General features: G+C 46.2%; 22 protein-coding genes and 1 pseudogene. 17 read left to right on the forward strand and 6 right to left on the reverse strand.

The genetic code is table 11. The features are described from left to right. The first annotated feature begins 69 nt into the window (after positions 1 to 69). The 6 genes from QYF49_RS01210 (at position 70) to QYF49_RS01235 (ending at position 4854) form a co-directional block, all read left to right on the forward strand. On the forward strand, positions 70 to 351 hold the full coding sequence (locus tag QYF49_RS01210; RefSeq protein WP_290397815.1) for a YhdT family protein: 282 nt from the start codon (positions 70 to 72) through the stop codon (positions 349 to 351). Then, a complete protein-coding gene (gene panF, locus QYF49_RS01215) occupies positions 348 to 1802 on the forward strand; it encodes a sodium/pantothenate symporter (protein WP_290397816.1) in 1455 nt (484 codons plus the stop codon). Before QYF49_RS01210 ends, panF begins: the two co-directional genes overlap by 4 nt. 165 nt (positions 1803 to 1967) lie before the next feature. Next, complete coding sequence (locus tag QYF49_RS01220; RefSeq protein ID WP_290397817.1) at positions 1968 to 2477, forward strand: M23 family metallopeptidase; 510 nt, start codon at positions 1968 to 1970, stop codon at positions 2475 to 2477. 296 nt (positions 2478 to 2773) lie between these two features. Continuing rightward, on the forward strand, positions 2774 to 3727 hold the full coding sequence (manA, locus tag QYF49_RS01225; RefSeq protein ID WP_290397818.1) for a mannose-6-phosphate isomerase, class I: 954 nt from the start codon (positions 2774 to 2776) through the stop codon (positions 3725 to 3727). A 58-nt stretch (positions 3728 to 3785) separates the two neighbouring features. Next, positions 3786 to 4661 carry an ROK family protein gene (locus QYF49_RS01230; protein ID WP_290397819.1) on the forward strand — a complete coding sequence of 292 codons (876 nt, stop codon included), beginning with the start codon at positions 3786 to 3788 and terminating at the stop codon, positions 4659 to 4661. Beyond that, on the forward strand, positions 4633 to 4854 hold the full coding sequence (locus QYF49_RS01235; RefSeq protein WP_290397820.1) for a hypothetical protein: 222 nt from the start codon (positions 4633 to 4635) through the stop codon (positions 4852 to 4854). The genes QYF49_RS01230 and QYF49_RS01235 overlap by 29 nt, the downstream gene beginning before the upstream one ends. A gap of 54 nt (positions 4855 to 4908) precedes the next feature. Here the strand turns inward: QYF49_RS01235 and QYF49_RS01240 are convergent, their stop codons facing one another. The 3 genes from QYF49_RS01240 to QYF49_RS01250 form a co-directional block, all read right to left on the reverse strand. Beyond that, a complete protein-coding gene (locus QYF49_RS01240; protein WP_290397821.1) occupies positions 4909 to 5046 on the reverse strand; it encodes a YvrJ family protein in 138 nt (45 codons plus the stop codon). Positions 5047 to 5124: 78 nt separating this feature from the next. Next, entirely contained in the window at positions 5125 to 5343 is a 219-nt protein-coding gene (locus tag QYF49_RS01245) for a DUF2922 domain-containing protein (protein ID WP_290397822.1), read from the reverse strand. A 49-nt stretch (positions 5344 to 5392) separates the two neighbouring features. Then, complete coding sequence (locus tag QYF49_RS01250) at positions 5393 to 5608, reverse strand: DUF1659 domain-containing protein (RefSeq protein WP_290397823.1); 216 nt, start codon at positions 5606 to 5608, stop codon at positions 5393 to 5395. A 256-nt stretch (positions 5609 to 5864) separates the two neighbouring features. On the opposite strand from QYF49_RS01250, the gene QYF49_RS01255 reads away from it, so the two are divergent. The 3 genes from QYF49_RS01255 to QYF49_RS01265 all read left to right on the forward strand — a co-directional run bounded on the left by QYF49_RS01255 (position 5865) and on the right by QYF49_RS01265 (position 8481). After that, on the forward strand, positions 5865 to 6356 hold the full coding sequence (locus QYF49_RS01255) for a sigma-70 family RNA polymerase sigma factor (RefSeq protein ID WP_290397824.1): 492 nt from the start codon (positions 5865 to 5867) through the stop codon (positions 6354 to 6356). A gap of 107 nt (positions 6357 to 6463) precedes the next feature. After that, positions 6464 to 7567, forward strand: a complete 1104-nt coding sequence (locus QYF49_RS01260) for a carbohydrate kinase (RefSeq protein ID WP_290397825.1) — start codon at positions 6464 to 6466, stop codon at positions 7565 to 7567. Then, positions 7552 to 8481 (forward strand): pseudouridine-5'-phosphate glycosidase, encoded by a 930-nt coding sequence (locus tag QYF49_RS01265; protein ID WP_290397826.1) that lies wholly within the window; start codon positions 7552 to 7554, stop codon positions 8479 to 8481. The genes QYF49_RS01260 and QYF49_RS01265 overlap by 16 nt, the downstream gene beginning before the upstream one ends. 55 nt (positions 8482 to 8536) lie before the next feature. Here the strand turns inward: QYF49_RS01265 and QYF49_RS01270 are convergent, their stop codons facing one another. Beyond that, complete coding sequence (locus QYF49_RS01270; RefSeq protein WP_290397827.1) at positions 8537 to 9751, reverse strand: MFS transporter; 1215 nt, start codon at positions 9749 to 9751, stop codon at positions 8537 to 8539. Positions 9752 to 10079: 328 nt separating this feature from the next. Here QYF49_RS01270 and QYF49_RS01275 point away from each other — a divergent pair, with 328 nt between their 5' ends. Together QYF49_RS01275 and QYF49_RS01280 are read left to right on the forward strand one after the other, a co-directional pair. Then, complete coding sequence (locus tag QYF49_RS01275) at positions 10080 to 10424, forward strand: winged helix-turn-helix transcriptional regulator (protein WP_290397828.1); 345 nt, start codon at positions 10080 to 10082, stop codon at positions 10422 to 10424. Positions 10425 to 10493: 69 nt separating this feature from the next. Further along, positions 10494 to 12191, forward strand: a complete 1698-nt coding sequence (locus tag QYF49_RS01280) for a sigma-54-dependent Fis family transcriptional regulator (RefSeq protein WP_290397829.1) — start codon at positions 10494 to 10496, stop codon at positions 12189 to 12191. A 148-nt stretch (positions 12192 to 12339) separates the two neighbouring features. Here the strand turns inward: QYF49_RS01280 and QYF49_RS01285 are convergent, their stop codons facing one another. Together QYF49_RS01285 and QYF49_RS01290 are read right to left on the reverse strand one after the other, a co-directional pair. Further along, complete coding sequence (locus QYF49_RS01285; protein ID WP_290397830.1) at positions 12340 to 12834, reverse strand: DinB family protein; 495 nt, start codon at positions 12832 to 12834, stop codon at positions 12340 to 12342. A gap of 150 nt (positions 12835 to 12984) precedes the next feature. Next, positions 12985 to 13143: pseudogene (locus tag QYF49_RS01290) on the reverse strand (IS1595 family transposase); the annotation flags it as partial. Between the two features lie 368 nt (positions 13144 to 13511). Here QYF49_RS01290 and QYF49_RS01295 point away from each other — a divergent pair. From QYF49_RS01295 to QYF49_RS01320, 6 genes are all read left to right on the forward strand, one after another. Continuing rightward, positions 13512 to 14486 carry a 2-keto-3-deoxygluconate permease gene (locus QYF49_RS01295; protein WP_290397831.1) on the forward strand — a complete coding sequence of 325 codons (975 nt, stop codon included), beginning with the start codon at positions 13512 to 13514 and terminating at the stop codon, positions 14484 to 14486. 30 nt (positions 14487 to 14516) lie between these two features. Further along, positions 14517 to 15815, forward strand: a complete 1299-nt coding sequence (locus QYF49_RS01300) for a four-carbon acid sugar kinase family protein (RefSeq protein ID WP_290397832.1) — start codon at positions 14517 to 14519, stop codon at positions 15813 to 15815. After that, on the forward strand, positions 15802 to 16806 hold the full coding sequence (gene pdxA / locus QYF49_RS01305; protein WP_290397833.1) for a 4-hydroxythreonine-4-phosphate dehydrogenase PdxA: 1005 nt from the start codon (positions 15802 to 15804) through the stop codon (positions 16804 to 16806). Before QYF49_RS01300 ends, pdxA begins: the two co-directional genes overlap by 14 nt. A gap of 308 nt (positions 16807 to 17114) precedes the next feature. Beyond that, positions 17115 to 18326: an ROK family transcriptional regulator gene (locus tag QYF49_RS01310; protein WP_290397834.1), complete on the forward strand. Its 1212-nt coding sequence runs from the start codon at positions 17115 to 17117 to the stop codon at positions 18324 to 18326. A gap of 15 nt (positions 18327 to 18341) precedes the next feature. After that, positions 18342 to 20849 (forward strand): NEW3 domain-containing protein, encoded by a 2508-nt coding sequence (locus QYF49_RS01315; protein WP_290397835.1) that lies wholly within the window; start codon positions 18342 to 18344, stop codon positions 20847 to 20849. 68 nt (positions 20850 to 20917) lie between these two features. Next, positions 20918 to 22006, forward strand: coding sequence for an extracellular solute-binding protein (locus QYF49_RS01320; RefSeq protein WP_290397836.1), 1089 nt, complete (start codon positions 20918 to 20920; stop codon positions 22004 to 22006). Positions 22007 to 22018 lie beyond the last annotated feature (12 nt).

The raw sequence follows: 22018 nt of genomic DNA on the forward strand, positions 1-22018 counted from the left end.
ACAGGATATTATGGCATAATAGATACAATGATCTACAAAAACTGACGGATTCTGAAAGGAGCTGTTAAGATGGATCCGCGATTTAAAATATCCAATCGGGAAGCCTTGATGGGCATCGGGCTTGCCGTTCTGAACTTCATCTGGTGGTACGCTTTTTCCTACGGGCTTGGCGGGAAACCTGTGAAGGAATATCACTACATATGGGGTTTGCCAGCATGGTTCTTCTATAGCTGCGTCGCCGGCTTTATCGTATTTTCCATCCTCGTATATATCATGGTTAAATTTTTCTTCACAGAGGTTCCCTTCGAAGATGTACCTGATTTGGAGAACCTGAAGGAGGAAAAGAGATGAACTGGGAAGTTATTGTTCCTTTACTTGCCTTTTTGATCGGTATGTTTCTCGTTGGAATCTACACCTCACGCAAGGTTGAAAGTGGTTCAGGGTTTTTACAGGACTATTTCCTGGGCGGCAGACATCTGGGCGGCTTCGTTCTCGCGATGACCATGGTAGCTACATATGGAAGTGCGAGCAGCTTCATCGGCGGTCCGGGAATCGCCTATAAGCTCGGCCTTGGCTGGGTGCTGCTAGCGATGGCACAGCTTGTTACGGGTTACTTCACCCTCGCTGTCCTTGGGAAAAAGTTTGCCATTGTTGCAAGAAAGATCGACGCGGTCACGCTGATTGATTTTCTGAAGGCACGATATGAAAACAAGTGGGTCGTTATTTTGTCCGCAGCAAGCATCAGCATCTTTTTGTTCTCGTCAACCGCTGCGCAGTGGATAGGCGGCGGCCGGCTCATCGAGTCGTTCACTGGTGTTTCTTACCCTGTGGCCCTGCTGATCTTTTCGTTTTCCGTCCTTGTTTATGTCATAGCAGGCGGCTTTCGTGCAGTTGTCATTACAGATACATTAATGGGAATTGTCATGTTTGTCGGAACACTCATTATATTGGCAGGAACGATCATTGCAGGTGGAGGGGTTCCCCATATCATCTCGACCCTTGCTGCTGAGAATCCGAATTTGATCACACCCTTCGGCGCGGACAAGTCTTTGACGCCGCTTTACGTTTCCTCGTTCTGGCTGCTTGTGGGCATTGGGGTAGTAGGCCTCCCGCAGATCTCGGTCCGGGCCATGTCCTATAAAAATTCAAAAGCGATGCACCAGGCGATGATCATCGGGACGTTTGTCATCGGGTTCATCATGCTGGGGATGCATTTGACTGGAGTTTTTGGAAGAGTCGTCATACCAGGAGTGGAAATCGGAGATAAGGTGATGCCGATGCTCGCACTGAAGGTATTGCCAGGATGGCTTGCGGGTATAGTGCTCGCAGCACCGCTTGCTGCGGTCATGTCAACGGTGAACGCCATCCTGTTGATCGTAAGCTCCTCCATTGTTAAAGATATCTATATCAATTACATTAAACCGGAAGCCAGTCAGCAATCGGTTAAACGCTTGAGTTTTTCAGTGACTGCCATTATCGGAATCCTGGTATTCATCGTGTCTCTTTATCCTCCGGACCTGCTGATTTGGCTGAATTTGTTTTCCTTTGGCGGTCTGGAAGCAGCATTTATATGGCCGGTCGTCCTTGGTCTTTATTGGAAGAGAGGAAACGCAGCCGGTGCTGTGGGTTCCATCGTGACAGGTGTACTTTCCTACGTCCTTCTCGACACATTCGCTCCGAACCTGTGGGGAATGCATACCGTTGTAGTGCCAGTCGCACTTTCTCTAGCGGCTTACGTTATTCTAAGTTTAATTTCAAAAAACAGCGCTCAGTCATCCCTGGGGAAACAAGGAATTATTTAATTTGGTGTCAGGCACCTCCATTACACATGTGTGTAATGTGCGGTGCCTGGCACCCTTTTTTTACACCTTTTCCCATCAGTAATTTGACGGAATTTACTGCACCCTAAAATAAGACATGCCTAAACAAGTGCACATCCCATCAAATGAAAAAGGAGGATACAAGGAGTGAAAAGAATTAAGCAGTTGCTTTTCTTTATCCTTCCAATCTGCACGGCAGCTGTTTTGCTTGAGACACCATTTAAGAAAGCCGATGCATCTCCCGTTTTCCGGATTCCATTTCCGGCAGGACAAGTTTGGATCGGGCAGACGAGGATGAATCATAATCCACAAAATGCAGTCGACCTCAACCGTCTGTATGATGAGGGAGATACGGTGACCGCTTCTGCTGCCGGGAGAGTCATTAAAGTGAAAAATCTGGGTGGCCGCAGTTATGGAAGATACATTGTCATTGACCATGGGGGCGGCTGGCAGACCTTGTACGGCCATTTAAGCGGTGTGAATGTATCGGTCGGAAAGAAGGTCTCGCAGGGCCAAAAGATTGGAGCAGTAGGAAGCACGGGTGGTTCCACTGGTGCACATCTTCATTACGAGCAAAGATACAATGGCAAGGCAGAACGAATCCGATGGAACGGCCATAGCATCTTTTATTGGGGAAGCAAAACATATAAGAGCTAAGAAATGCGGTGCCAGGCACCGGTAACGACGGTGCCTGACACCGAGTGATATGACACCGAGTGATAGCAGCGAGAAAATAGCACCGGCGAAAGAAAGAAGGAAACCCGAAACCACGAAACAGCGCCTGCACATGGTCCGCAGGCACCGCTCAATTCATGCATTCTTTCAATACTAAGAAAAAGTGTGTTTATTTTCCATCGATAATCCCCGCGCTCTACGTTTCACTATCCCTCCTCAATAAGGTAAAATAGAAGCTGTATCTATTGTATTGGATGAAACTATGAGGGGATGTTGGTATGTACGCGGAACCGATTTTTTTGCAGCCGGTGTTTAAAGACCGGATATGGGGAGGAACGAAGCTGAGAGAAACGTTCGGCTATCAGATTCCGTCTGAAACAACGGGAGAATGCTGGGGGATTTCAGCCCATCCGAACGGTCCGAGCACAATATTGAATGGCCCGCTAAAAGGTATGACCCTGAACGAAGCGTGGCAAAAGCACAGGGGTCTGTTTGCCGGCCAGGAAGGCGACGACTTTCCTTTGCTCGTTAAAATTTTGGATGCTAAAACAGATCTTTCTGTTCAAGTGCATCCGGATGATGAATATGCGCAGCGAGTGGAACATGAGGCGTTCGGAAAGACCGAATGCTGGTATATTATAGATTGTGAGGAAGGATCCGAGCTCGTTTACGGCCATCATGCAAAATCCAAGGACGAGTTCCAATCGATGGTCGACAACGGGCATTGGGACAAGCTTCTTCGTAAAAAGAAAATAGAACCGGGTGACTTCGTATATGTTCCGAACGGCACGATCCATGCGATCGGGGCAGGGACGATGATTCTTGAAACCCAGCAGAGCTCTGACGTTACCTACAGAGTGTATGATTACGACCGAAAAGACGATCAAGGCAACACGAGAGATCTTCATATTAAACAATCGATTGAAGTAGCGATGATTCCGCATGTGGACGCCCACTTTCAGCCTGTTGAAGATAAACAGGGTGATTTGATGGTGAAAAAATTGATTAAAGAATCTTATTTTACCGTTTACCATTGGGAACTGGACGGCACCTCTTCGAATCTAGAAAACCCAATGTACATGCTAGTCAGTGTTCTCGATGGGGAAGGAGAGATCGAGACGCAAAACGGCACGTCTTCCTTTAAGAAGGGTGACCATTTCATCGTGCCTTCTACTGTGAAGAAATTCTCTCTTAAAGGAAACGCAACGTTTATTGCATCTCACAGCAGTTAAAAAACAGGTGCCAGGCACCAATAAAATGGCACCAATAAAAGCTCGGGGAGGAAAAGATATGAAACTTGGAGCAATAGAAGCGGGAGGCACGAAGTTTATTTGCGGGATCGGCGATGAAAACGGAGAGGTGTTTGAACGGATCAGCATACCGACGACCACTCCGGAGGAAACGATCAGCCAGGTTATTGAATTTTTCCGCGATCAAGAGATCGGTGCGATGGGGATCGGCTCTTTTGGGCCTGTCGACCTTGATAAGAACAGCGGTACATATGGCTACATTACAAGCACGCCAAAGCCTCATTGGGCACAGTACAACCTGGTCGGGGAAATTCAGAAACATATCCATGTTCCTGTTGCGTTTGATACTGATGTAAACGCTGCCGCGCTTGGCGAATTGGAGTGGGGGGCAGCAAAGGGATTGGACTCATGCATCTACATGACTGTTGGGACAGGCATTGGGGTAGGTGCAATCACGGAGAGCGGGCTGCTTCACGGTCTTACGCACCCTGAGATGGGGCACATCCTAGTGAGGCGCCATCCCGAAGATCATTTTGAAGGAAGCTGCCCATACCATAAAGATTGTTTGGAAGGTATGGCAGCAGGCCCGGCTGTTGAGAAACGATGGGGCCAGAAGGGGATCGAACTTGCAGGGAACGAAAAGGTTTGGGAGTTTCAGGCCCATTACCTTGCCCAGGCTCTTGTAAACTATATTCTCATTCTTTCCCCGAAAAAAATGGTTCTCGGCGGAGGTGTGATGAAGCAGCAGCAGCTTTTCCCGCTCGTCCGCAAAAAGGTGCTTGAGACGCTCAACAGCTATGTACAGCATCCGCTGCTTACCGAGGAAACCATTCAAGACTATATCGTCCCTCCAGGTCTTGGCGATAATGCCGGGCTATGCGGCGCGATTGCCCTTGCAAAAACTCTGCAGCATTAAATACGGCAAGCCCGCTTCTCTTAAGAATTTGGCAGATGAGGATTATGGAAAAAGGGTAGAGGAAGGGCTCAAGAAAGCCAATGCGGAAAACACCTCCAGCAGGGAGCCGATGGGTGCAGAAGGAGCAGAGGATGCACCGCGTAAAGCAGAAGAAAAAGGCCACAGCCAAGATGCTTATTGGTATGAAAAATAATCAATGATTAAAAGCCTGTCTCTCAGCCAAGATGAGAATGACAGGCTTTTTTTGCTATCTTTGCACCCGTTCGGCCAGGGACATGATGGATTGGCTCAGTGTATCAAGCTTGCCTTCGATCCTGTGCAGAAGATACAGCGTCACCATCACTGGAAAGCCCACATCGCTTACAAAAGAGAGCCATGTTTCCATGTTTTTACCTCCTTTCAGCAAGATACCCCAACCGGCATGACGGCCGATTGGGGTTTATTCCATCCTTCAACTGTTGCGTTATGGAAGCACGATATCACTTGAGGTGCGTTCTGTGATGCGGGCGCCTTTCTTTTTGACAAAATCACCGCCGTTTGAAATGAAGATGTTCTGTGCGATCACCGTATCCATAGCAGCTTTAACAGCGGCGGAATCCACAGGTTCTTTCGGGCTATCCAGAGAGATCGTCACCGTCTTATCCTGTTCATTGATAAACTGCAATTCTAGTGTTTTAGCCATTTCTTTTTCCTCCTTTCCCATAAGGGTCATACTTGCTTTTTGGAATTTTTTACGCGTAAAGGCCATGCGAGTCATTGCGTTCGACAGAGATCAGAGGCAGCTGCTGAAGTGGAGCTAGAGCGTTAGCGACAGCATAAAGCTGATCCCCTGTGGCGGAAGTTTTTACGTTGGAGAAACTTTTGTTTTTGTACAGCTGCTTGTCACCCTCCATCCCGGCGTCAAATACCATGCGAAGCTGTGTGTCCTGGATTGCTGTGGTTGCCATGTTATCACCTCCTTTCACTTATAAGTAGAAAGCTGCGTGAAAAAAGAGGCATCTCAAAAAAATGAACGAAAATAGCTAAACCCCTCATAAAGGCCTTTCGAAAACCCCCGTTACCTTCATTCAAAACGTCATTTTCACCATATTTCCTGTTCCGTTTTGCACTTTTGATCAAATGACAGCCTGAAAACGGAGCATTATCTTTAGATTACCGGCGGAATAAAACGTAAGGCACGTGTCTTTCTTAAGGATGAAACAGGTGGAATTCAATTTTGACCGTTTGGCCGTTCAATTCGAACCATTAATCAAATCACAGATTCAGTCGCTGGGTATTACCCGGCATTATGATGAGTATTACCAAGTAGGACTCATTGGGCTTTGGGAGGCTTGCAAGAGGTTTGACAGCAGGAAGGGAGAGTTCGGGCCATTCGCCTATCGAACGGTGAGAGGAAAAATGCTGGATCAATTAAAAAAGGAAGCTCAATATAAAGCCGTTCATGCAGAATTTTGTCTCGGGCTGACAGAAACGTTCCCCTTTGAAGGCGGTGTTCTTCCTCTTGAAAATGAAATGTTGGAGCTCTATCTTTCTGGGCTAACGCTGAACCAGCGAAAATGGGTCGTGAAAAAAATTTTCCGCCAAATGAAAGAGACAGAGATCGCAGAGGAAGAGGGAGTCAGCATTCACGCGGTAAAATCCTGGAGAAAGCAGGCTCTGGCAAAGCTTAGAAGACACACAGAAAAGACTTCCTAACTTCCCTTTTTTCTAAACTTTCAGATAAAATCATGGACAAACTTTTGTTCGAGAGATAAACTAAAGTTGACATTTAGAAGATAATGGATAAAAAGGAAGGTGTTTCAATGACGAAAGAATCTCAAATCATCAGCATTATTCAGAGAAATCCATTTATCAGCCAGCAGGAGATCGCTGATGAACTCAGCCTGTCCCGCTCAGCTGTAGCGGGTTATATATCCAGCTTGTTGAAGAGCGGAAGAATTAAGGGCCGGGCTTATATTTTGCCAGAGCTTAGAGGGATAACCTGTATTGGCGGGGCTCATCTAGACCGAAAAGCTTTATGCAAGGAGTCCATTCAGTACGAAACATCAAATCCCGTTTCCATCACGGAGACGTGCGGAGGCGTCGTCCGCAATATCAGTGAGAATCTCGGAAGGCTTGGGTGCAATGTCAGTCTCATAAGCTATGTCGGCCACGACAAGGAAGGTGACTGGGTTCTTAAAAACACAGGGAAACATGGGGTGGATATCAGCCAGGTGCAACGGGACAGCGGGCAATCAACCGGGACCTATACGGCACTCCTGGGAAAAAACGGGGATCTGGCCGTTGCGCTTGCAGACATGAACATTTATGAACAGATGACCGTACCGTTTATCATGGAAAAGTGGTCCCATATCGCGCTTTCCAGCATGGTCGTTCTGGATACGAACCTGCCGGAAAAAACACTGTTCTATATCACAGAGCGCTGCAAACTGGAAGGGATACCTGTCATGGTTGATCCAGTATCGAACCTTAAGGCCAAAAAGCTGATGAAATCGCTGGATGGCATTCACAGTATCCTGCCAAATAAGGAAGAAGCCGAAATGATTGCCGGCATGAAAATCGAAAGCATGGATGACTGCAAAAAAGCGAGTAAGTCCATTCAGGAGCGTGGTGTGAAAAATGTCATCATCACCCTTGGAAGCGAGGGAGTGTATGCTGCTTCAGAAAATGAATCTCTTCATCTTCCGGCCTTCCCCGTGAATACAGTGGATGTGACGGGGGCAGGAGACGCATTTGCAGCTGGGTATCTGTTCGGCCTTTTTCAGAACGAAGGTTTTGTCAAAGCGTGCCGCTACGGTCTGGCACTGGCTTCATTAACCTTGCAGACCGGCATGTCGGTATACCCGCATCTGACAGAAGAAACCATTACACAACTCGTGGAGGAAACCGAATGCATCAGTATCTGACCTATACAGAAGAAGTGAAAAAAGCATTGGAGATGGGCAAGCCTGTTGTTGCTCTTGAAACGACGATCATCTCACATGGCATGCCATATCCGCAAAACATACAGATGGCGAAAGAAGTAGAGCAGATCATCAGAAACAATGGGGCTGTGCCTGCTACGATCGGCATAATGAATGGAAAAATAAAAATTGGGCTGAACGACGAAGAGCTTGAAGAGTTTGCAACGAACGAGCAAGTGGAAAAAGTAAGCCGAAGAGATTTTCCGTATATCCTGTCCTCCGGAAAGATGGGGGCAACGACAGTCGCAGCTACGATGATCGCGGCAGATTTAGCAGGCATCCGCATTTTTGCGACGGGTGGAATCGGTGGCGTGCACCGCGGAGCAGAAACGACCATGGATATCTCTGCGGATTTGACAGAGCTTGCACATACGAACGTCGGCGTGATCTGTGCCGGGGTAAAATCGATCCTGGACATCGGAAGAACATTGGAATACCTTGAAACAAAAGGGGTGCCGGTTGTCGGCTTTAAAACGGAGGAATTTCCTTCCTTTTATTCAAGAGAGAGCGGCTTTGGCGTCGATTTCCGCTTGGATGAGCCTGAGGAAGTCGGAAAAGTGCTGAAGACGAAGTGGGACCTGAAGCTGAACGGCGGAATTGTCATCTCCAATCCAGTGCCGGCTGCCCACGCAATGTATCATGATCAAATTGAATCTGTTATTTTGGAAGCGCTTCAAAAAGCAGATGAACTGAAAATCACAGGTAAAAATGTAACCCCGTTTCTGTTGGACAGCATAAAACAGCTGACCGAAGGAAAAAGCCTCGAGACCAACATCGCACTCGTTAAACATAATGCAGAAGTAGCGGCCAAGATTGCCGTGGCGTATGCAGGACAGAAAAGCGAGCAGCTGGTTTAATTCTTTGTCTTTGAACGTAAAAAAAGAGGAGTGCAGCTGAGCACTCCTCTTTTTCTTATTGATTTGAAGTTCTTCGTTCGAGCGTACCGCTCCAAGCAGTCAGGAGCACGGCTCCAACGACCATCAGTCCGCCAACCCATGGCGTATGAATCAAGCCGATGGAATCCACAACAAGCCCGCCGACATAGGCACCGATGGCGATACCTACGTTAAACGCTGCAATGTTGATGGCAGAAGCTACATCGACAGCGGATGGAACATATTTTTCAGCGAGCTGAACGACATAGACCTGCAAGCCAGGAACATTCATAAAGGCAAACAGACCCATAATGACGATCGTTACTGTTCCCATTACTTTTAGAGGAGCAGTAAAGTAAAGGACGAACAAAACGATGGCTTGAATAATAAACATCCATAACAAGGCACGGATGGGGTTCTTGTTGGCTGCTCTTCCGCCAATCGCATTTCCCATCGCGATCGCCAAACCATAGACGAGCAGAATGATGCCTACGGTTTTAGGATGGTAGCCTGTAATTTTTTCTAAAATAGGCGCCAAAAACGTAAAGGCTACGAATGTTCCGCCATAACCAAGCGCTGTAATGGCAAACGCGAGCAGAAGCCTTCCGTTGGTGATCAGTTTAAACTGGTCGCTGAATGAAGCTTTTGATGCGCTTTTTAAATAATTAGGAATCAAAAACAGACTAGCGATAAAGGCGATGACCCCAAGCAAGGCAACGGCAGCGAAAGTTGCTCTCCAGCCGAATGTCTGGCCGATAAACGTCCCGAGCGGAACACCGGTTACGGTCGCTACGGTCAGACCGGTAAACATGATCGCGATCGCACTCGCGCGTTTATCCTGAGGGACAAGATCGGCGGCGATGGTGGATCCGATGGAAAAGAACACGCCGTGTGAAAAAGCGGTAATGACACGGGCGACCAGCAATAATGCAAAGCTGAGGCTTAACGATGCCGCCGTGTTTCCAACGATAAATACGAGCATAAGAAGAAGCAAGAGTGTCTTCCTATTTAAACGGCTTGTAGCTGCCGTAAGAATCGGAGCACCGAATGCAACACCGAGTGCGTAACCGGAAATAAGCATACCGGCTAGTGTAATGGATACATTTAAGTCATCAGCCAAAGATGAAAGCAGTCCAACTGGGACAAACTCTGTTGTTCCAATTCCGAACGCGCTGATCGCGAGTGCGAGAAGCGCGAATGTTCCTTTTTTCTCTGATGGCTGTGTTTTATGTGAAACAGTATTTGAAACCATAATAAATCCCCCTTCAACCTGATAGAAATGAGTGCTGTCAGCAAATCCGGCGCACAGGCGCGCCAAAGATGCTGTGCGGCTGACTAGGGTTATTATGGAGCCTAGCGGAAGCATTGAGAAGTACGCACTTTCAAGTACCGCAGCCACCTCTTGGTGCGGTAGGAACCCGAGGGTGCCATAGGTACTTAAAGGTGCCTATACACGAAGTATTGAAACAGAAGTGAACCTGTGGTATGATACGGGAAGTCTTATACGGTTGATTACTACTTATAGGGTTTGTTTTGAACCATAGTATAAAAAAGTAACTATTAAAGGAGGAAAGACGAGAATGAAGAAATATAACATTCCGGTTGAGGCGGCGTTGGAAGTCATCGGCGGCAAATGGAAGGTCGTTATTCTTTGCCACCTTACAAAAGGCACAAAAAGGACGAGTGAACTGAAACGTTCCATGCCTGGAATCACACAAAAGATGCTGACGCAGCAGCTTCGCGAGCTTGAAGCCGACGGCGTCATCGAACGAAAGATCTACCAGCAGATCCCTCCAAAAGTGGAATACTTCCTTACTGATTACGGCTGGTCCCTGAAGGAGATTCTCGATTCCCTTTGTGAATGGGGCGAGAAACACATCGAACGTAATTACGAGGACAAATCTCTAGTATTAGTTGAAGGATAGTTAACAATAATGGTGCCAGGCACCCGAATTACGGTGCCTGGCACCAAAATACTGCGGGTGTAATCGGATATGAAAATAAAAGCCTTGTTTGTGGCTCCGTATGCCACGATGAAGAATTTAATTGAGGAATGCAAGCAAGAGCAGGACGTGTTAGATGTACATATTCAAATCGGCAATCTTCAGGAAGGGGCCGCGGTCGCGAAAGAGGCTGAAAGGCAAGGGTTCGATGTGATCATCAGCCGGGGAGGCACTGCAAAAATAATTGAAGAAGAAGTTAATATCCCGGTTGTTGATGTTCATGTTTCCGGCTACGACATGCTGAGAGTTCTCACGCTCGCCAATGATTTTAACGGCAAAAAAGCGATTGTCGGCTTCTCTAATATTACGATGGGAGCCCAGGCGATTACCGATTTATTGGATATTTCAATGGAAGTATTTACGATTGAGGAAGAACAGGAAACCGTTCCACTCGTTCAGCAGCTCAAAAAAGAGGGATATGAGCTCATCATGGGGGATGTGGTGACGGTTAATGCGGCTTCAAATAACGGTTTGAACGGCATACTGATTCAGTCAGGAAAAGAAGCCATATTGGATTCATTCCAACGTGCGGTTTCTGTATATAAACTAGTGGAAAAGAAATCACTTGAATCCACTCTTCAGCGGGAAATTTTGAAACTTGCGCAGCCCGACATGCTCGTCTTTACGGAAAACGGTTCAGTCGTTTACGAAAACTGGGCTGTTTTTTCAAAAAGGCCGTTGTCAGATCAACAGCTGGAAGATCTGCGTCTGCAGCAATACACTCAAAACAAAACGTATCATCGGGTCATGCAAAACGGCGAAGAGCAGATTAAAATAACGATAAATATGAGAAACATCATGGAGATAAACTACTTGGTGTGCTTTTTGGAGAGTGTTACCTTAAACGAGCGATCGAGCCTTGAAATCGAAGCCATTACACAGCGGCCTTTCCTTATTAATCAAAGTCAAGCGATGGCAGAGTGTATATCTTTACTGCTTTCAGCCCCTTCAGGAAGTCCAATCCTTTTGATAGGGGAAGAAGGGACGGGGAAGAGATTGCTGGCCAAGTACTTTCATTATGAAAATGGAGAAAATCGTTCGCTGTTGGCTTCCATATCAGCCGCTGATCTGATTGAACTCCGGATCGAAGATATCAATGAAAGCATCTCCACCGTTTATGTCCATTCGCTTCACTTGCTGGAAGGACAGCATGGAGATATCTTTATACAGGCACTTTTTCAGCTGAAGGAACAGGGGCTGACGGTGATCGCTTCATGCTCTCCATCTGAACAAGAAACCTTGAGAAGACTCAGTTATCATGAAAACGTAACGAGGATCAGAATGCCCGCACTCCGAGACCGCAAGGAAGATCTTCAGGAGCTCACCACTTATTTTATGGCGCTTTATCATCAACAGCTTGGAACATCCGCTGTTCGTATTAAAGAGGATGCCATTGAGGAATTGCAGCACTATCCTTGGCCGGGAAACGTGGCGGAACTAAAAGCCCTGATAAAAGATGCCGTACTGTTGGAGAAGGGATATATTCTTGAGAAAAAAAGAATTCAACAGCTCTTGAATTCAACGAATCAGATCAAACAAGGTATGAATCAAGTATTGAAAGGGACATTAAACGAGATTGAGGAAAAAATAATACGTGTCGTGCTCGAGGAAGAAGATTTTAATCAGACAAGAGCGGCAAAAAGGCTAGGAATTACCCGTGCCACCCTATGGAGGAAGCTGAAAAGTTAAGTTCAGCTTCTTTTTTTGTTTAAGGCTTTGTTAAGTAGTATTGTTGTTTTTCAGGTATAAAATATGGGAACGTCCGATTTGGACGTTCCCGTTCTTTTTCCATTAAAGACCCCTATAATGGAATAACTGTAAAGCTGATGAAGCTTTTTTAAAAGCTCCGTCTTCCCGCCCAAGCTCCTTGCATTTTACTAAGGAGTACAATTTGCCCAATATGATATGCGTCGTGCATTGCTAAACTCTTCAGTTCAAGCACTAATGAATGATCTTCTCCCGGGATCTGTCTATACAAATCTTCATGTTCTGATTTTGCCAGTATTTTTCCAAGTTCACGATGAACATAAAAGTATTCTTGTTTTGTTTCCTTCCAATTTTCTAACGTCTCAGTTGGTAATCGAAATGTAGATTCATTATTTTCTGCCTGTGGTTCATTCGCTGTTTCACCAAGAAATCGCATCAGAAATCTCTTTTCATAGAAAAGTAAATGACAAACTAATTCCCAAATGGAATTCATTGCCCCATCAGCCGGTTTCCAAATTGCCTGTTCAAAAGTGATATCCTCTAGCACTTTTTCAAGTGGTGGAAACCAGTCTTCTTCATCTAAGCAGCTTGCCCATTGCTGTAGCAAAAGTGTCTTTACATCCATTTACTATTCCCTCCAATTTAATCCCTTTTATAGATAATCCTTTTGGTCAAAATTCATTTGCGGCGTGTTGTAGATAGCTCACTAATTAAGGTGTCATGCCAATTCCTTGTTCAATTAAACTGGCCCTTTAACGGAACAACGAACGTTCTTTTATTCGGAAAATTCTGATAACCCTAGTTTATCATAAGTTGTGTTAACTGACTGTCTAAAACCATTTTGGTTATCGTAAAGTTATCTTTTATATGTTTGATTGTCTAAGAATTGGAACCAGGTCAAATAATGGTCTAGATATTTAGCCGCTACACCATTTATAGGTTTTTTTGTGTTTCTGTACTGATAACATCAGTGAATACAGACTCTGTTTCTCCCGAACTCCCTAATGAGTTTGTGAAGAACTCCTTCCATCGCTGCTGGTCTCTTTGGCTAAGTTTCTGATTTGGTTAATTATGTCCGCTAACGCCATTAAAACTCACTCGCTCTCGGTAAAATGTTCGGGCAAATCAAATAACAACATTATTCTTTAACAAATCATTGTTTAAAAATTAAACGTTCTCGCACGAATGAAAACATTTCCATTGCAAATTTAAAACAATAAGGTGTACTATCATAATTGAAAACGTTTTCTGTAAGGGTTTATGTTTAAAAATTAAACACATTGCAAAAGGCGGGGTTATAAAATGAAAATTAAAAAAACGATAGAGCGTGTTCCCGGCGGAATGATGTTAGTTCCTTTGTTGATCGGGGCGCTGATTAAAACTTTTTTTCCAGATTTGTTTGAACTGCCAGAGTTTAAAAGCTCTTTTACCGGCGGGCTTTTAACAGGTACGTCCGCTTTATTGGCGGCATTCTATGTTTGTCTCGGATCAACCATCAGATTTGAAGCAACCGGGTATATCTTAAAAAAAGGCGTTTCCTTATGGGTTGGTAAAATTGGGACAGCACTTATTGTTGCCCTTCTCATAAAAGCCATCGCTCCAGATCAAAACCATCTATTCCTAGGATTATCCGCACTGGCCATTGTAGCCGCTTTTTCCGATACAAACGGCGGATTATATATGGCGCTGATGGGGCAGTTAGGCAAACGGAATGAAGACGTTGCCGCTTATTCCATTATGTCGTTGGAATCAGGTCCGTTTTTCACCATGCTCATTCTTGGTGTAGCAGGTCTTGCAAGTTTTCCTTTATTGGCCTTTGTATTTGCGATTCTGCCTTTGATCCTGGGTATGATTCTCGGTAACCTTGATGAAGACATGAGAGCATTCTTGAGTAAGGCTTCTGACGTAATCATCCCATTGTTTGCACTAGCTCTTGGAGCGGGAATTGATTTGACCAAAGTGGTGCAGGCAGGAGCTTCAGGAATCATTCTTGGTCTTGGTGTTGTCGTGATTACTGGAATTGTACTATTCCTGGCCGACCGGTTTACAGGGGGAGATGGTGTGGCTGGTGTAGCAGCTGCGTCTACAGCAGGTAACGCTTCTGCGGTTCCTTTGGCGGTTGCTGCGGTGTATACAGGGTACAAGGAAATAGCTGCGGTCGCGACCCTTCAAGTGACAGCAGCGGTTGTCGTAACTGCAATTTTGACACCGATCTTAACCGCATGGCTGGCAAAACGAACAAAGAAAACGGCAACAGATGTGAATCTTACACACTAAACGGTTTTAATTTAAAGGAGTTTTTCTTCAATGCAATTATTTATACTGGCAGATGACCTGACAGGAGCCAATGACTCAGGCGTACAACTATCGAAGCAGGGATTCCGATCGACCGTATGGCTGGAAAACAACAAAAAGCCGGATGGTGAGACGGATGTAGCCATTTATGATACTGACAGCAGGGCTTTAACCGAAGAAGAAGCGTATCATCGTGTTTATGAGGCTTCATTGCATGTGAAGAACCTGCATGACGTCCATGTGTATAAGAAAATGGACTCCACCCTCCGTGGAAATATAGGTGCCGAACTGGCCGCTGTGTGTGACGCGGTTCAACCAGAAATTGTTGTCATTTCGGCAGCCTACCCCAAATTGGAGAGGCAAACGATCAATGGATGCCAATATGTTCGCGGCAGACTTGTTGAGCAGACGGAGTTTGGACAAGATCCAAAAACGCCCGTTACAGAAAGCAGCATCCCGGCGCTATTGAGGAAGTACGCCGGACATAAAATCGGCACAATCGACAGCGGATTGCTGTCCCGTTCAATGAAAGAAGTTTTAGCATACGTGCTTGATGAGATGGATGAAGGGAAAACGTGGTTTGTTTGTGATGCAGAGAAGGAAGAGCATCTGGAAAAAGCAGCTCAAATTTTTGCCTCTCTCCATAAAAAACTTTTATGGGCGGGATCAGCAGGTCTCATCGAGTACTTGCCGGCTGCCCTGAAGCTTGAAGTGCCAAAGCGAGAGAAAAAGGCAAAGGCAGAGATAAGCCGAACCCTTACTGTGTCAGCCAGCTTATCCATGACGACGAAAGTTCAGCTGGAAAAGGTGAGTACAATGCCGGATTCCTTCATGATTGAAATGCAGCCAGCAGATTTAATGAAAAAGACCTATGATCTGCAAAATCTGATTCAAAGCATAAAACAGGTCCCGGGTATGCGCCATTTCGTCCTCTATGTGGATGGTTCACATGAAAACCGGGAAGCTGCCCGGATGCTTGGCGGTGAATTAGGCCTGCTTAAGAATCAGATCGGTGAAAGGATATCAAGGGAACTTGGAATCATAGCCCGGTCTGTGCTTGACCGGTTTCCTGATATCTCAGGGTTGGTGCTTACTGGTGGAGACACCGCAAAGGCAGTATGTTTAGAAGCCGGAATGACACAAATGGAACTGTGGTCTGAGCTGGAGCCGGGTCTTCCCCTGGGGATCCTAAGCGATAAAAAACGCATGTTTATGGCGGTAACTAAGGCCGGGGGATTCGGCAATGAAGATTCTTTAGTCCATGCGTTGAACCATATGACAGGAGAGGTGTTACAACATGAATCAAAATAAAAGTATCATCGGTATCACAATGGGAGATGCAGCAGGTGTAGGTCCTGAAATCATCTTAAAAAGTCTCGCGAACCGGGAAATATATGATCTATGCCGCCCTTTCGTAATCGGCGACAGCAAAATTTTGGAGCGGGCTAAAGGCTTCGTGGACAGCGGCCTTGCGATTCAAAATATTACAGAAGAGGAGATTGATCGTCTTAACTTCGAGTATGGTACGGTTTACACTCTGAATTTGGATCTGCTGCCTGCGGATCTCCCGGTCGGACAGGTCTCTTCCCTTGCAGGACATGCCGCTTTTGAATATTTAAGCAAGGCGATCGACCTTGCGAATAAAGGTAAGATCGATGCGATATGCACAGCCCCATTGAACAAGGAGGCACTGCACAAAGGAGGCCATAAGTATCCGGGACACACTGAAATATTGGCCGAGTTGACAGGCACCAAAGAGTTTTCGATGATGCTTTCCGCTCCGAATTTAAAAGTAATCCATGTCACGACCCATGTCGGCATCATAGACGCTGTAAAAATGATTAACCCTGAACGGGTCTACCGAGTGATTAAATTAGCGCATGAAACGCTGAAAAAATCAGGGATTGAATCTCCGAAGATTGCGGTCTGCGGTATTAATCCTCATGCCGGAGAAAACGGACTGTTCGGATATGGCGAAGAAGAAGAGAAAGTCATTCCTGGAGTGAAAAAAGCACTGGAAGAAGGCGTTAATGCAGTAGGGCCGCTTCCTGCCGATACCCTGTTTTTCCGCACGGTCCGCGGGGATTTTGACATTGTCGTTGCCATGTACCATGATCAGGGCCACGGACCCGTCAAAGTCCTTGGACTGGATGCAGGAGTAAACATCACCGTCGGGCTGCCGATCATACGGACGAGCGTAGATCACGGAACGGCATTCGATATTGCCGGCAAAGGGCTGGCCGATGAAAAAAGTATGACCGAAGCGCTCCGTCAGGCGGTGGAGCTGGCGCCAAAACGATAAAGAGAGAAGGGCTTATTCCCTTTTCTCTTTTTTTAGTGCAAAAAACCCAATTCCTTTCTCATTGATTCGAAAGAATCCTCCGGTCCTCCCGCTACTTTTTCCTCATTTTGGGAAATCGAGTAACTATATATTGAATTTTCAGACTTTAATTTTTAAAATGAATAAGAAAGTTAGGAACCTTTACTAACCAACCCTGCAATGATCCTCGAGCCACTCACCCAGATCCTTTCCATTTCATATCTCAACATTATTTTTAATCTGAAAAGCAGAAGTCACCTGTCATGGTCAAACTTTAATGAAGGAGACAAATGATGAAATTTATACACAAGGGCGGTACCGCGTTTATTAAAGAAAAGAACAAACGGAACATCCTCCATTGTATAAAAGGAGATGGACCGCTCTCGCGTACTGAAATTGCTGAGAGGCTGCAGCTCTCCAAGCCTACTGTATCGGCAATCGTGGAAGAATTGCTTAATGAAAAATGGATTAAAGAGAGCGGTATAGGTGTTTCAAAGAGCTTAGGCGGTAGAAAACCCATTCAGCTTGTATTTAACTGCCGGGCTGCTTACGTGATCGGTGTGGATATTGGTGGGACAAAAGTAAGGATAGGGATCAGTGATCTTGATGGAAACTTGCTAGACGTTGATGAGTTTTCAACACAAAACCATATTCACTCGAGTTTTTTACACGCGATTAAAGAGCGGGTGGAAATGCTTTTAGAAAAACAAGGTATGATGAACGGAGAAATCCTTGGAATGGGGATCGGTGCTCCAGGAATGACTGATGTGGATCGAGGAATTGTTATTGACGCGCCAAGTCTCGGCTGGTCGAATTATCCTTTGAAAAAAGAAGCGGAAGCGCTGTTTCCATGGCCCGTGCTGGTTGATAACGATGTGAACGTCGCGGCGATCGGTGAACAATGGCTCGGGGCAGCAAAAGGGTTGAGCAATGTCGTCCTGATCGCCATCGGAACAGGAGTGGGCTGCGGCATCATCATCAACGGGCAGCTTTACCGGGGCGCAACATGGGCGGCAGGTGAGATCGGCTATATGGTCACCGATGCAGCAAAAGCGAAGGGAGCAAATCTGTCTACTCCGCATGAGGGCTATGGCTTTTTAGAGCGGTTTACAGGAGGCCCAGGTATTGTCCAGAGCATGCAGCATGAACTGAAAGGGAGACCGGCTGATCATTCATTTCCACGAGATTTTACAGCCAGGGATGTTTTTCAGAAAGCCAGGCAAGGCGACCCTGATGCATTGCAAGTGATAAACGAGGTAATTGATCATATTGGCTTTGCAGTAGCTAACGTGATTTCAATTATAAATCCTGAAATTGTCCTTTTAGGAGGTGGCATTTCAAAGAGTGCGGATTGGTTTATGCCAAGGATTCAGAACATCATCCAAGATTTTGCATCGGTATCGGCCCCTGTTAAAACAACGGCGTTTGGAGAAGATCTGGGGGTTGTCGGTGCCGTATCTCTTGTGCTCCGGGAAACGGAAAGTGTTTTAAAAGAGATGTGAAAAGGAGATGGGTTCATGAAACGTATCATTGCCATTGTCATGTCTGTCCTGATGACGTCCGTATTGATGGTTCCCGCCAATGCCCGGGGAGAATCAGCCGAGGAAAAACCAAAAGACCTCTGGAGTGCGGTAAAGCCGCTCGATACGATCGTCAGTTTTTTGAATACAGGTGCTCACCCGGATGATGAGCGAAGTGATCTGCTCGCTTACCTGTCACGTGGAAAAGGAGTCCGGACCGCGAGCCTGATTGCCAATCGGGGAGAAGGAGGGCAGAACGAAATCGGAAACGAGCTCGGGGATGCTCTCGGCATTATCCGTACAAGGGAGCTGATCGAGGCTTCAAAGGTGACTGGTGTAAAGGTCTATCACCTCAGCCGTAAGCCGAGCGATGAGATTTATGATTTCGGATTTTCAAAATCCAAAGAAGAAACGCTCTCCAAATGGGGAGAGCAGACAGCTTATGAGCGGGTCATCCGATTGATTCGTACATACCGCCCGGACATCATCATGCCTTCGTTCCTTGACGTTGATACAGAGCATGGGCATCACCGCACGATGAACTACTTGACACTCAAAGCTTATAAGGATGCGGCGGATCCAAAAGTGTTCCCCGGTCAGATCAAGGAAGGACTGAAACCTTGGGGGATCAAAAAGCTTTACCTGCCTTCTGATGAAAAAGGTGCGACGACTTCTTTCCAAATCGGAATGATGGATGATGTTTACGGTAAAACGTATCCGCAAATCGGCGAAGAATCACGCTTTCTCCATAAGAGCCAGGGGATGGGCCGTGACATTCCTGCGCAGCCAAGAATGATTCATCTCAAGCTGGAAAACTCCAGACTGGGAGCCCCGGGTACGGAACAGTCCCTTTTTGATCATCTGCCTTACGATTTAAAGGAGTATGCCGGTACAGTAAAAGACAAAGGGGTTAAAAAGAAGCTGAAGGATCTCCAATCCGACTACGACGATCTGGTGGAGCTGTACCCCGACCGAAAAGCAATTGCAGAGGATGTTTATCCTGCGATCAAGCATACCCGACAGCTCGAAGAACGTGTGAAGCGCAGTTCGCTCTCAAGGGAAGCGAAAGATGATCTCCTCTTCCGCCTGGATATTAAGGAAAGCCAGCTGATGAATTTGGCGGCTGAAGCTTCTCAGGTGACCGTCAAAACCGTGATTGACCATCCTGTTCTTGTACAGGGAGGCTCTGCAAAAGTAAAAGTAACGGTAAAAAATAACGGAAAACAGATCCTTCGATCGGTAAAAGCCGCCCTTCATCTTCCAAAAACATGGAAGGTTTCGGAGCATCTGCATCGAGCGGAGTTAAAACCAGGTGAGGCAAAAACATTTGCTTTCAGTATAAAAGCAGCTAAGAATGCCTCTTACTATCAGCCTTATGAACCGTCTGTGATCACTTCAAGTGTCACCTACAAGGTGCATGGTACAAAAGCGGAAAAAAGTGTGGAACTCGAACAAACAGCAGCTGTTTTGCCTGACGTTTCGGTGAAAAGTGATCCTGAAAGCCTGGTTGTTAACACTGCCGATTTAAAAAAATCCATTCAAGTAAAAGTGGAAGCGAAAAACCACACAGCCGGAAAGGAACAGGCAGTCCTGCATTTAAAGGTTCCTGATGGCTGGAAAGTGGCCAATGACGGCCAAAAGGTTTCTTTCAATAAGCATGGCGAGGTCAAGACGGCCGTGTTTACCGTCCAATTGCCGGCTCAGGTGAAGGAAGGAAGCTATCGCCTTAAGCCAGATGCGACGGTCAATGGCAAAACACTGGGCACGTCCGTCCAAAATATTTCTTATCCGCATATCGGCAACTTCTATTACTTGTATGATGCAGGAACAAAAGCTGCTGCTTTTCCTCTTCAGTTCGACAAGTCAAAAAGGATTGGATATGTAGAGAGCGGGTTTGATAATGTGTCATCCCAGCTCAGAGCTGTGGGCATGAATGTTGTCTCATTGGATAAGGGGCAATTAGAAGCTATGGATCTCTCCCAGTTCGATACGATTGTGATCGGCATCCGTGCCTACCTTTCCCGGGAGGACCTGCTGAAGAATAACAGCAGGCTGCTGGATTTCGTGAAAAATGGGGGTCATCTCGTTGTCCAATACCATAAGCCTGAAGACAAATGGGATGCAGAAAAAACCGCTCCATATAAACTCGTGATCGGCAGCCCGTCCATAAGGTGGAGGGTGACGGATGAAAATGCAAAGGTAACGATGCTGAAGCCTGCACATCCACTGTTCAACACGCCAAACAAGATCACGGATAAAGATTGGCAGGGCTGGATTCAAGAACGGGGCCTCTATTATCCAAGCGAGTGGTCTGATCAGTTCGAGACATTTGTAAGCATGGCGGATCCGAATGAGGCACCGTTTAATGGAGGCATTTTAATGGCGAACTATGGAAAAGGCAGCTATTTATATACCAATCTTGTATGGTACCGTCAAATTCAAAACAATGTCCCAGGCGGTTACCGGTTGTTCACCAACCTGATCGATTATTCAAGAGAGCAGTAAATCAACTGTGGATAGGAGGGATTCATTCTCTCCTGTTCACTCTAATTTTACGATGGGGAGTGATTTTCATGGGCGGGAAAAAAGTGATGGCCTGTGCAGCGGGTGCTGCCGTTAGCCTTTCCCTTCTTTTAAGCGGCTGTATGGCAGCGGACCAAACGGAAAAAGCAAGCGGAGGGAAAGTGAGCAAGAATCTGGAAGAAAAGGTGGTCATCTATTCACCTCATGGCAAGGATATCCTCCAGGAATTTGAACAAAAATTTGAGAAAGAAAACCCGAATGTTGATGTGGAATGGCTTGATATCGGTTCACAGGAAGTATTGGACCGAGTGCGTTCAGAGAAGAAAAATCCTCAGGCCGACGTCTGGTGGGGTGCTCCTTCCGTAATGTTTAACCAGGCAAAAGGAGAAGCGCTTCTCGAGCCATACAAACCAACGTATGCGAAGGCGCTAAAAGACGAATTCCATGATAAGGACTGGGCATGGAGCGGAACGAGCCAAACTCCAGAAGTTATTATGTATAACAATAAAAAGCTCAGCAAGAAGGAAGCTCCAAAGGACTGGGATGAGCTTCTTGATCCGAAATGGAAAGACAAGGTGGTCATCCGCTACCCTTTGGCATCCGGTACGATGAGAACGATCTTCTCTGCCATGATCTACCGCGACTATAAGGATTCAAAGGATACAAAACCAGGATATGAATGGCTGGAGAAGCTGGATGCCAACACGAAGGAGTATTCGGCGAATCCGGAAATCATGTACAGCAAGATAGCAAAGGGTGAAGGCACCGTTTCGGTATGGGCCATGCCTGATGTTGTCATGCTTAAAGAAGAAAAAAACTACCCGTTTGACTTTGTGATCCCAGAGAGCGGCACGCCTGTCCTGACCGAAGGGATCGCGCTCGTCAAAAATGCGAAGCATCCTAAAGCGGCGAAAGCTTTTTATGAGTTTGTGAACTCCAAGGAAGCGAACAAAACTCTGGCAGAAAAGCATTACCGCATTCCAACACGAACAGATATCGACGAACTGCCGAAATGGATTGAGGAGACCAAAATTAAGCCGATGGACATTGACTGGAAGGTTTTTGAGCAAAAATCCAATGAGTGGATGGAATACTGGGACAACAACATTAAGAGCAAGGAAAAAGAGCAAAAAGAATAAGGCAGGCAGAAG

Origin of the sequence: Fictibacillus terranigra (genome assembly GCF_030412265.1) — a bacterium.
In the GTDB taxonomy this organism is placed as follows: Bacteria; Bacillota; Bacilli; order Bacillales; family Fictibacillaceae; genus Fictibacillus_C; species Fictibacillus_C terrinigri.

Excerpts from the sequence above, each read along its gene's own strand:
- manA (WP_290397818.1), top strand. The coding sequence starts at position 2,774 with ATGTACGCGGAACCGATTTTTTTGCAGCCGGTGTTTAAAGACCGGATA.
- QYF49_RS01245 (WP_290397822.1), bottom strand. The coding sequence starts at position 5,343 with ATGGCTAAAACACTAGAATTGCAGTTTATCAATGAACAGGATAAGACG.
- QYF49_RS01280 (WP_290397829.1), top strand. The coding sequence starts at position 10,494 with ATGAAAATAAAAGCCTTGTTTGTGGCTCCGTATGCCACGATGAAGAAT.
- QYF49_RS01285 (WP_290397830.1), bottom strand. The coding sequence starts at position 12,834 with ATGGATGTAAAGACACTTTTGCTACAGCAATGGGCAAGCTGCTTAGAT.
- QYF49_RS01310 (WP_290397834.1), top strand. The coding sequence starts at position 17,115 with ATGATGAAATTTATACACAAGGGCGGTACCGCGTTTATTAAAGAAAAG.
- QYF49_RS01265 (WP_290397826.1), top strand. The coding sequence starts at position 7,552 with ATGCATCAGTATCTGACCTATACAGAAGAAGTGAAAAAAGCATTGGAG.
- panF (WP_290397816.1), top strand. The coding sequence starts at position 348 with ATGAACTGGGAAGTTATTGTTCCTTTACTTGCCTTTTTGATCGGTATG.
- QYF49_RS01230 (WP_290397819.1), top strand. The coding sequence starts at position 3,786 with ATGAAACTTGGAGCAATAGAAGCGGGAGGCACGAAGTTTATTTGCGGG.
- QYF49_RS01270 (WP_290397827.1), bottom strand. The coding sequence starts at position 9,751 with ATGGTTTCAAATACTGTTTCACATAAAACACAGCCATCAGAGAAAAAA.
- pdxA (WP_290397833.1), top strand. The coding sequence starts at position 15,802 with ATGAATCAAAATAAAAGTATCATCGGTATCACAATGGGAGATGCAGCA.
- QYF49_RS01240 (WP_290397821.1), bottom strand. The coding sequence starts at position 5,046 with ATGGAAACATGGCTCTCTTTTGTAAGCGATGTGGGCTTTCCAGTGATG.
- QYF49_RS01210 (WP_290397815.1), top strand. The coding sequence starts at position 70 with ATGGATCCGCGATTTAAAATATCCAATCGGGAAGCCTTGATGGGCATC.
- QYF49_RS01260 (WP_290397825.1), top strand. The coding sequence starts at position 6,464 with ATGACGAAAGAATCTCAAATCATCAGCATTATTCAGAGAAATCCATTT.
- QYF49_RS01320 (WP_290397836.1), top strand. The coding sequence starts at position 20,918 with ATGGGCGGGAAAAAAGTGATGGCCTGTGCAGCGGGTGCTGCCGTTAGC.
- QYF49_RS01315 (WP_290397835.1), top strand. The coding sequence starts at position 18,342 with ATGAAACGTATCATTGCCATTGTCATGTCTGTCCTGATGACGTCCGTA.
- QYF49_RS01250 (WP_290397823.1), bottom strand. The coding sequence starts at position 5,608 with ATGGCAACCACAGCAATCCAGGACACACAGCTTCGCATGGTATTTGAC.
- QYF49_RS01275 (WP_290397828.1), top strand. The coding sequence starts at position 10,080 with ATGAAGAAATATAACATTCCGGTTGAGGCGGCGTTGGAAGTCATCGGC.
- QYF49_RS01300 (WP_290397832.1), top strand. The coding sequence starts at position 14,517 with ATGCAATTATTTATACTGGCAGATGACCTGACAGGAGCCAATGACTCA.
- QYF49_RS01295 (WP_290397831.1), top strand. The coding sequence starts at position 13,512 with ATGAAAATTAAAAAAACGATAGAGCGTGTTCCCGGCGGAATGATGTTA.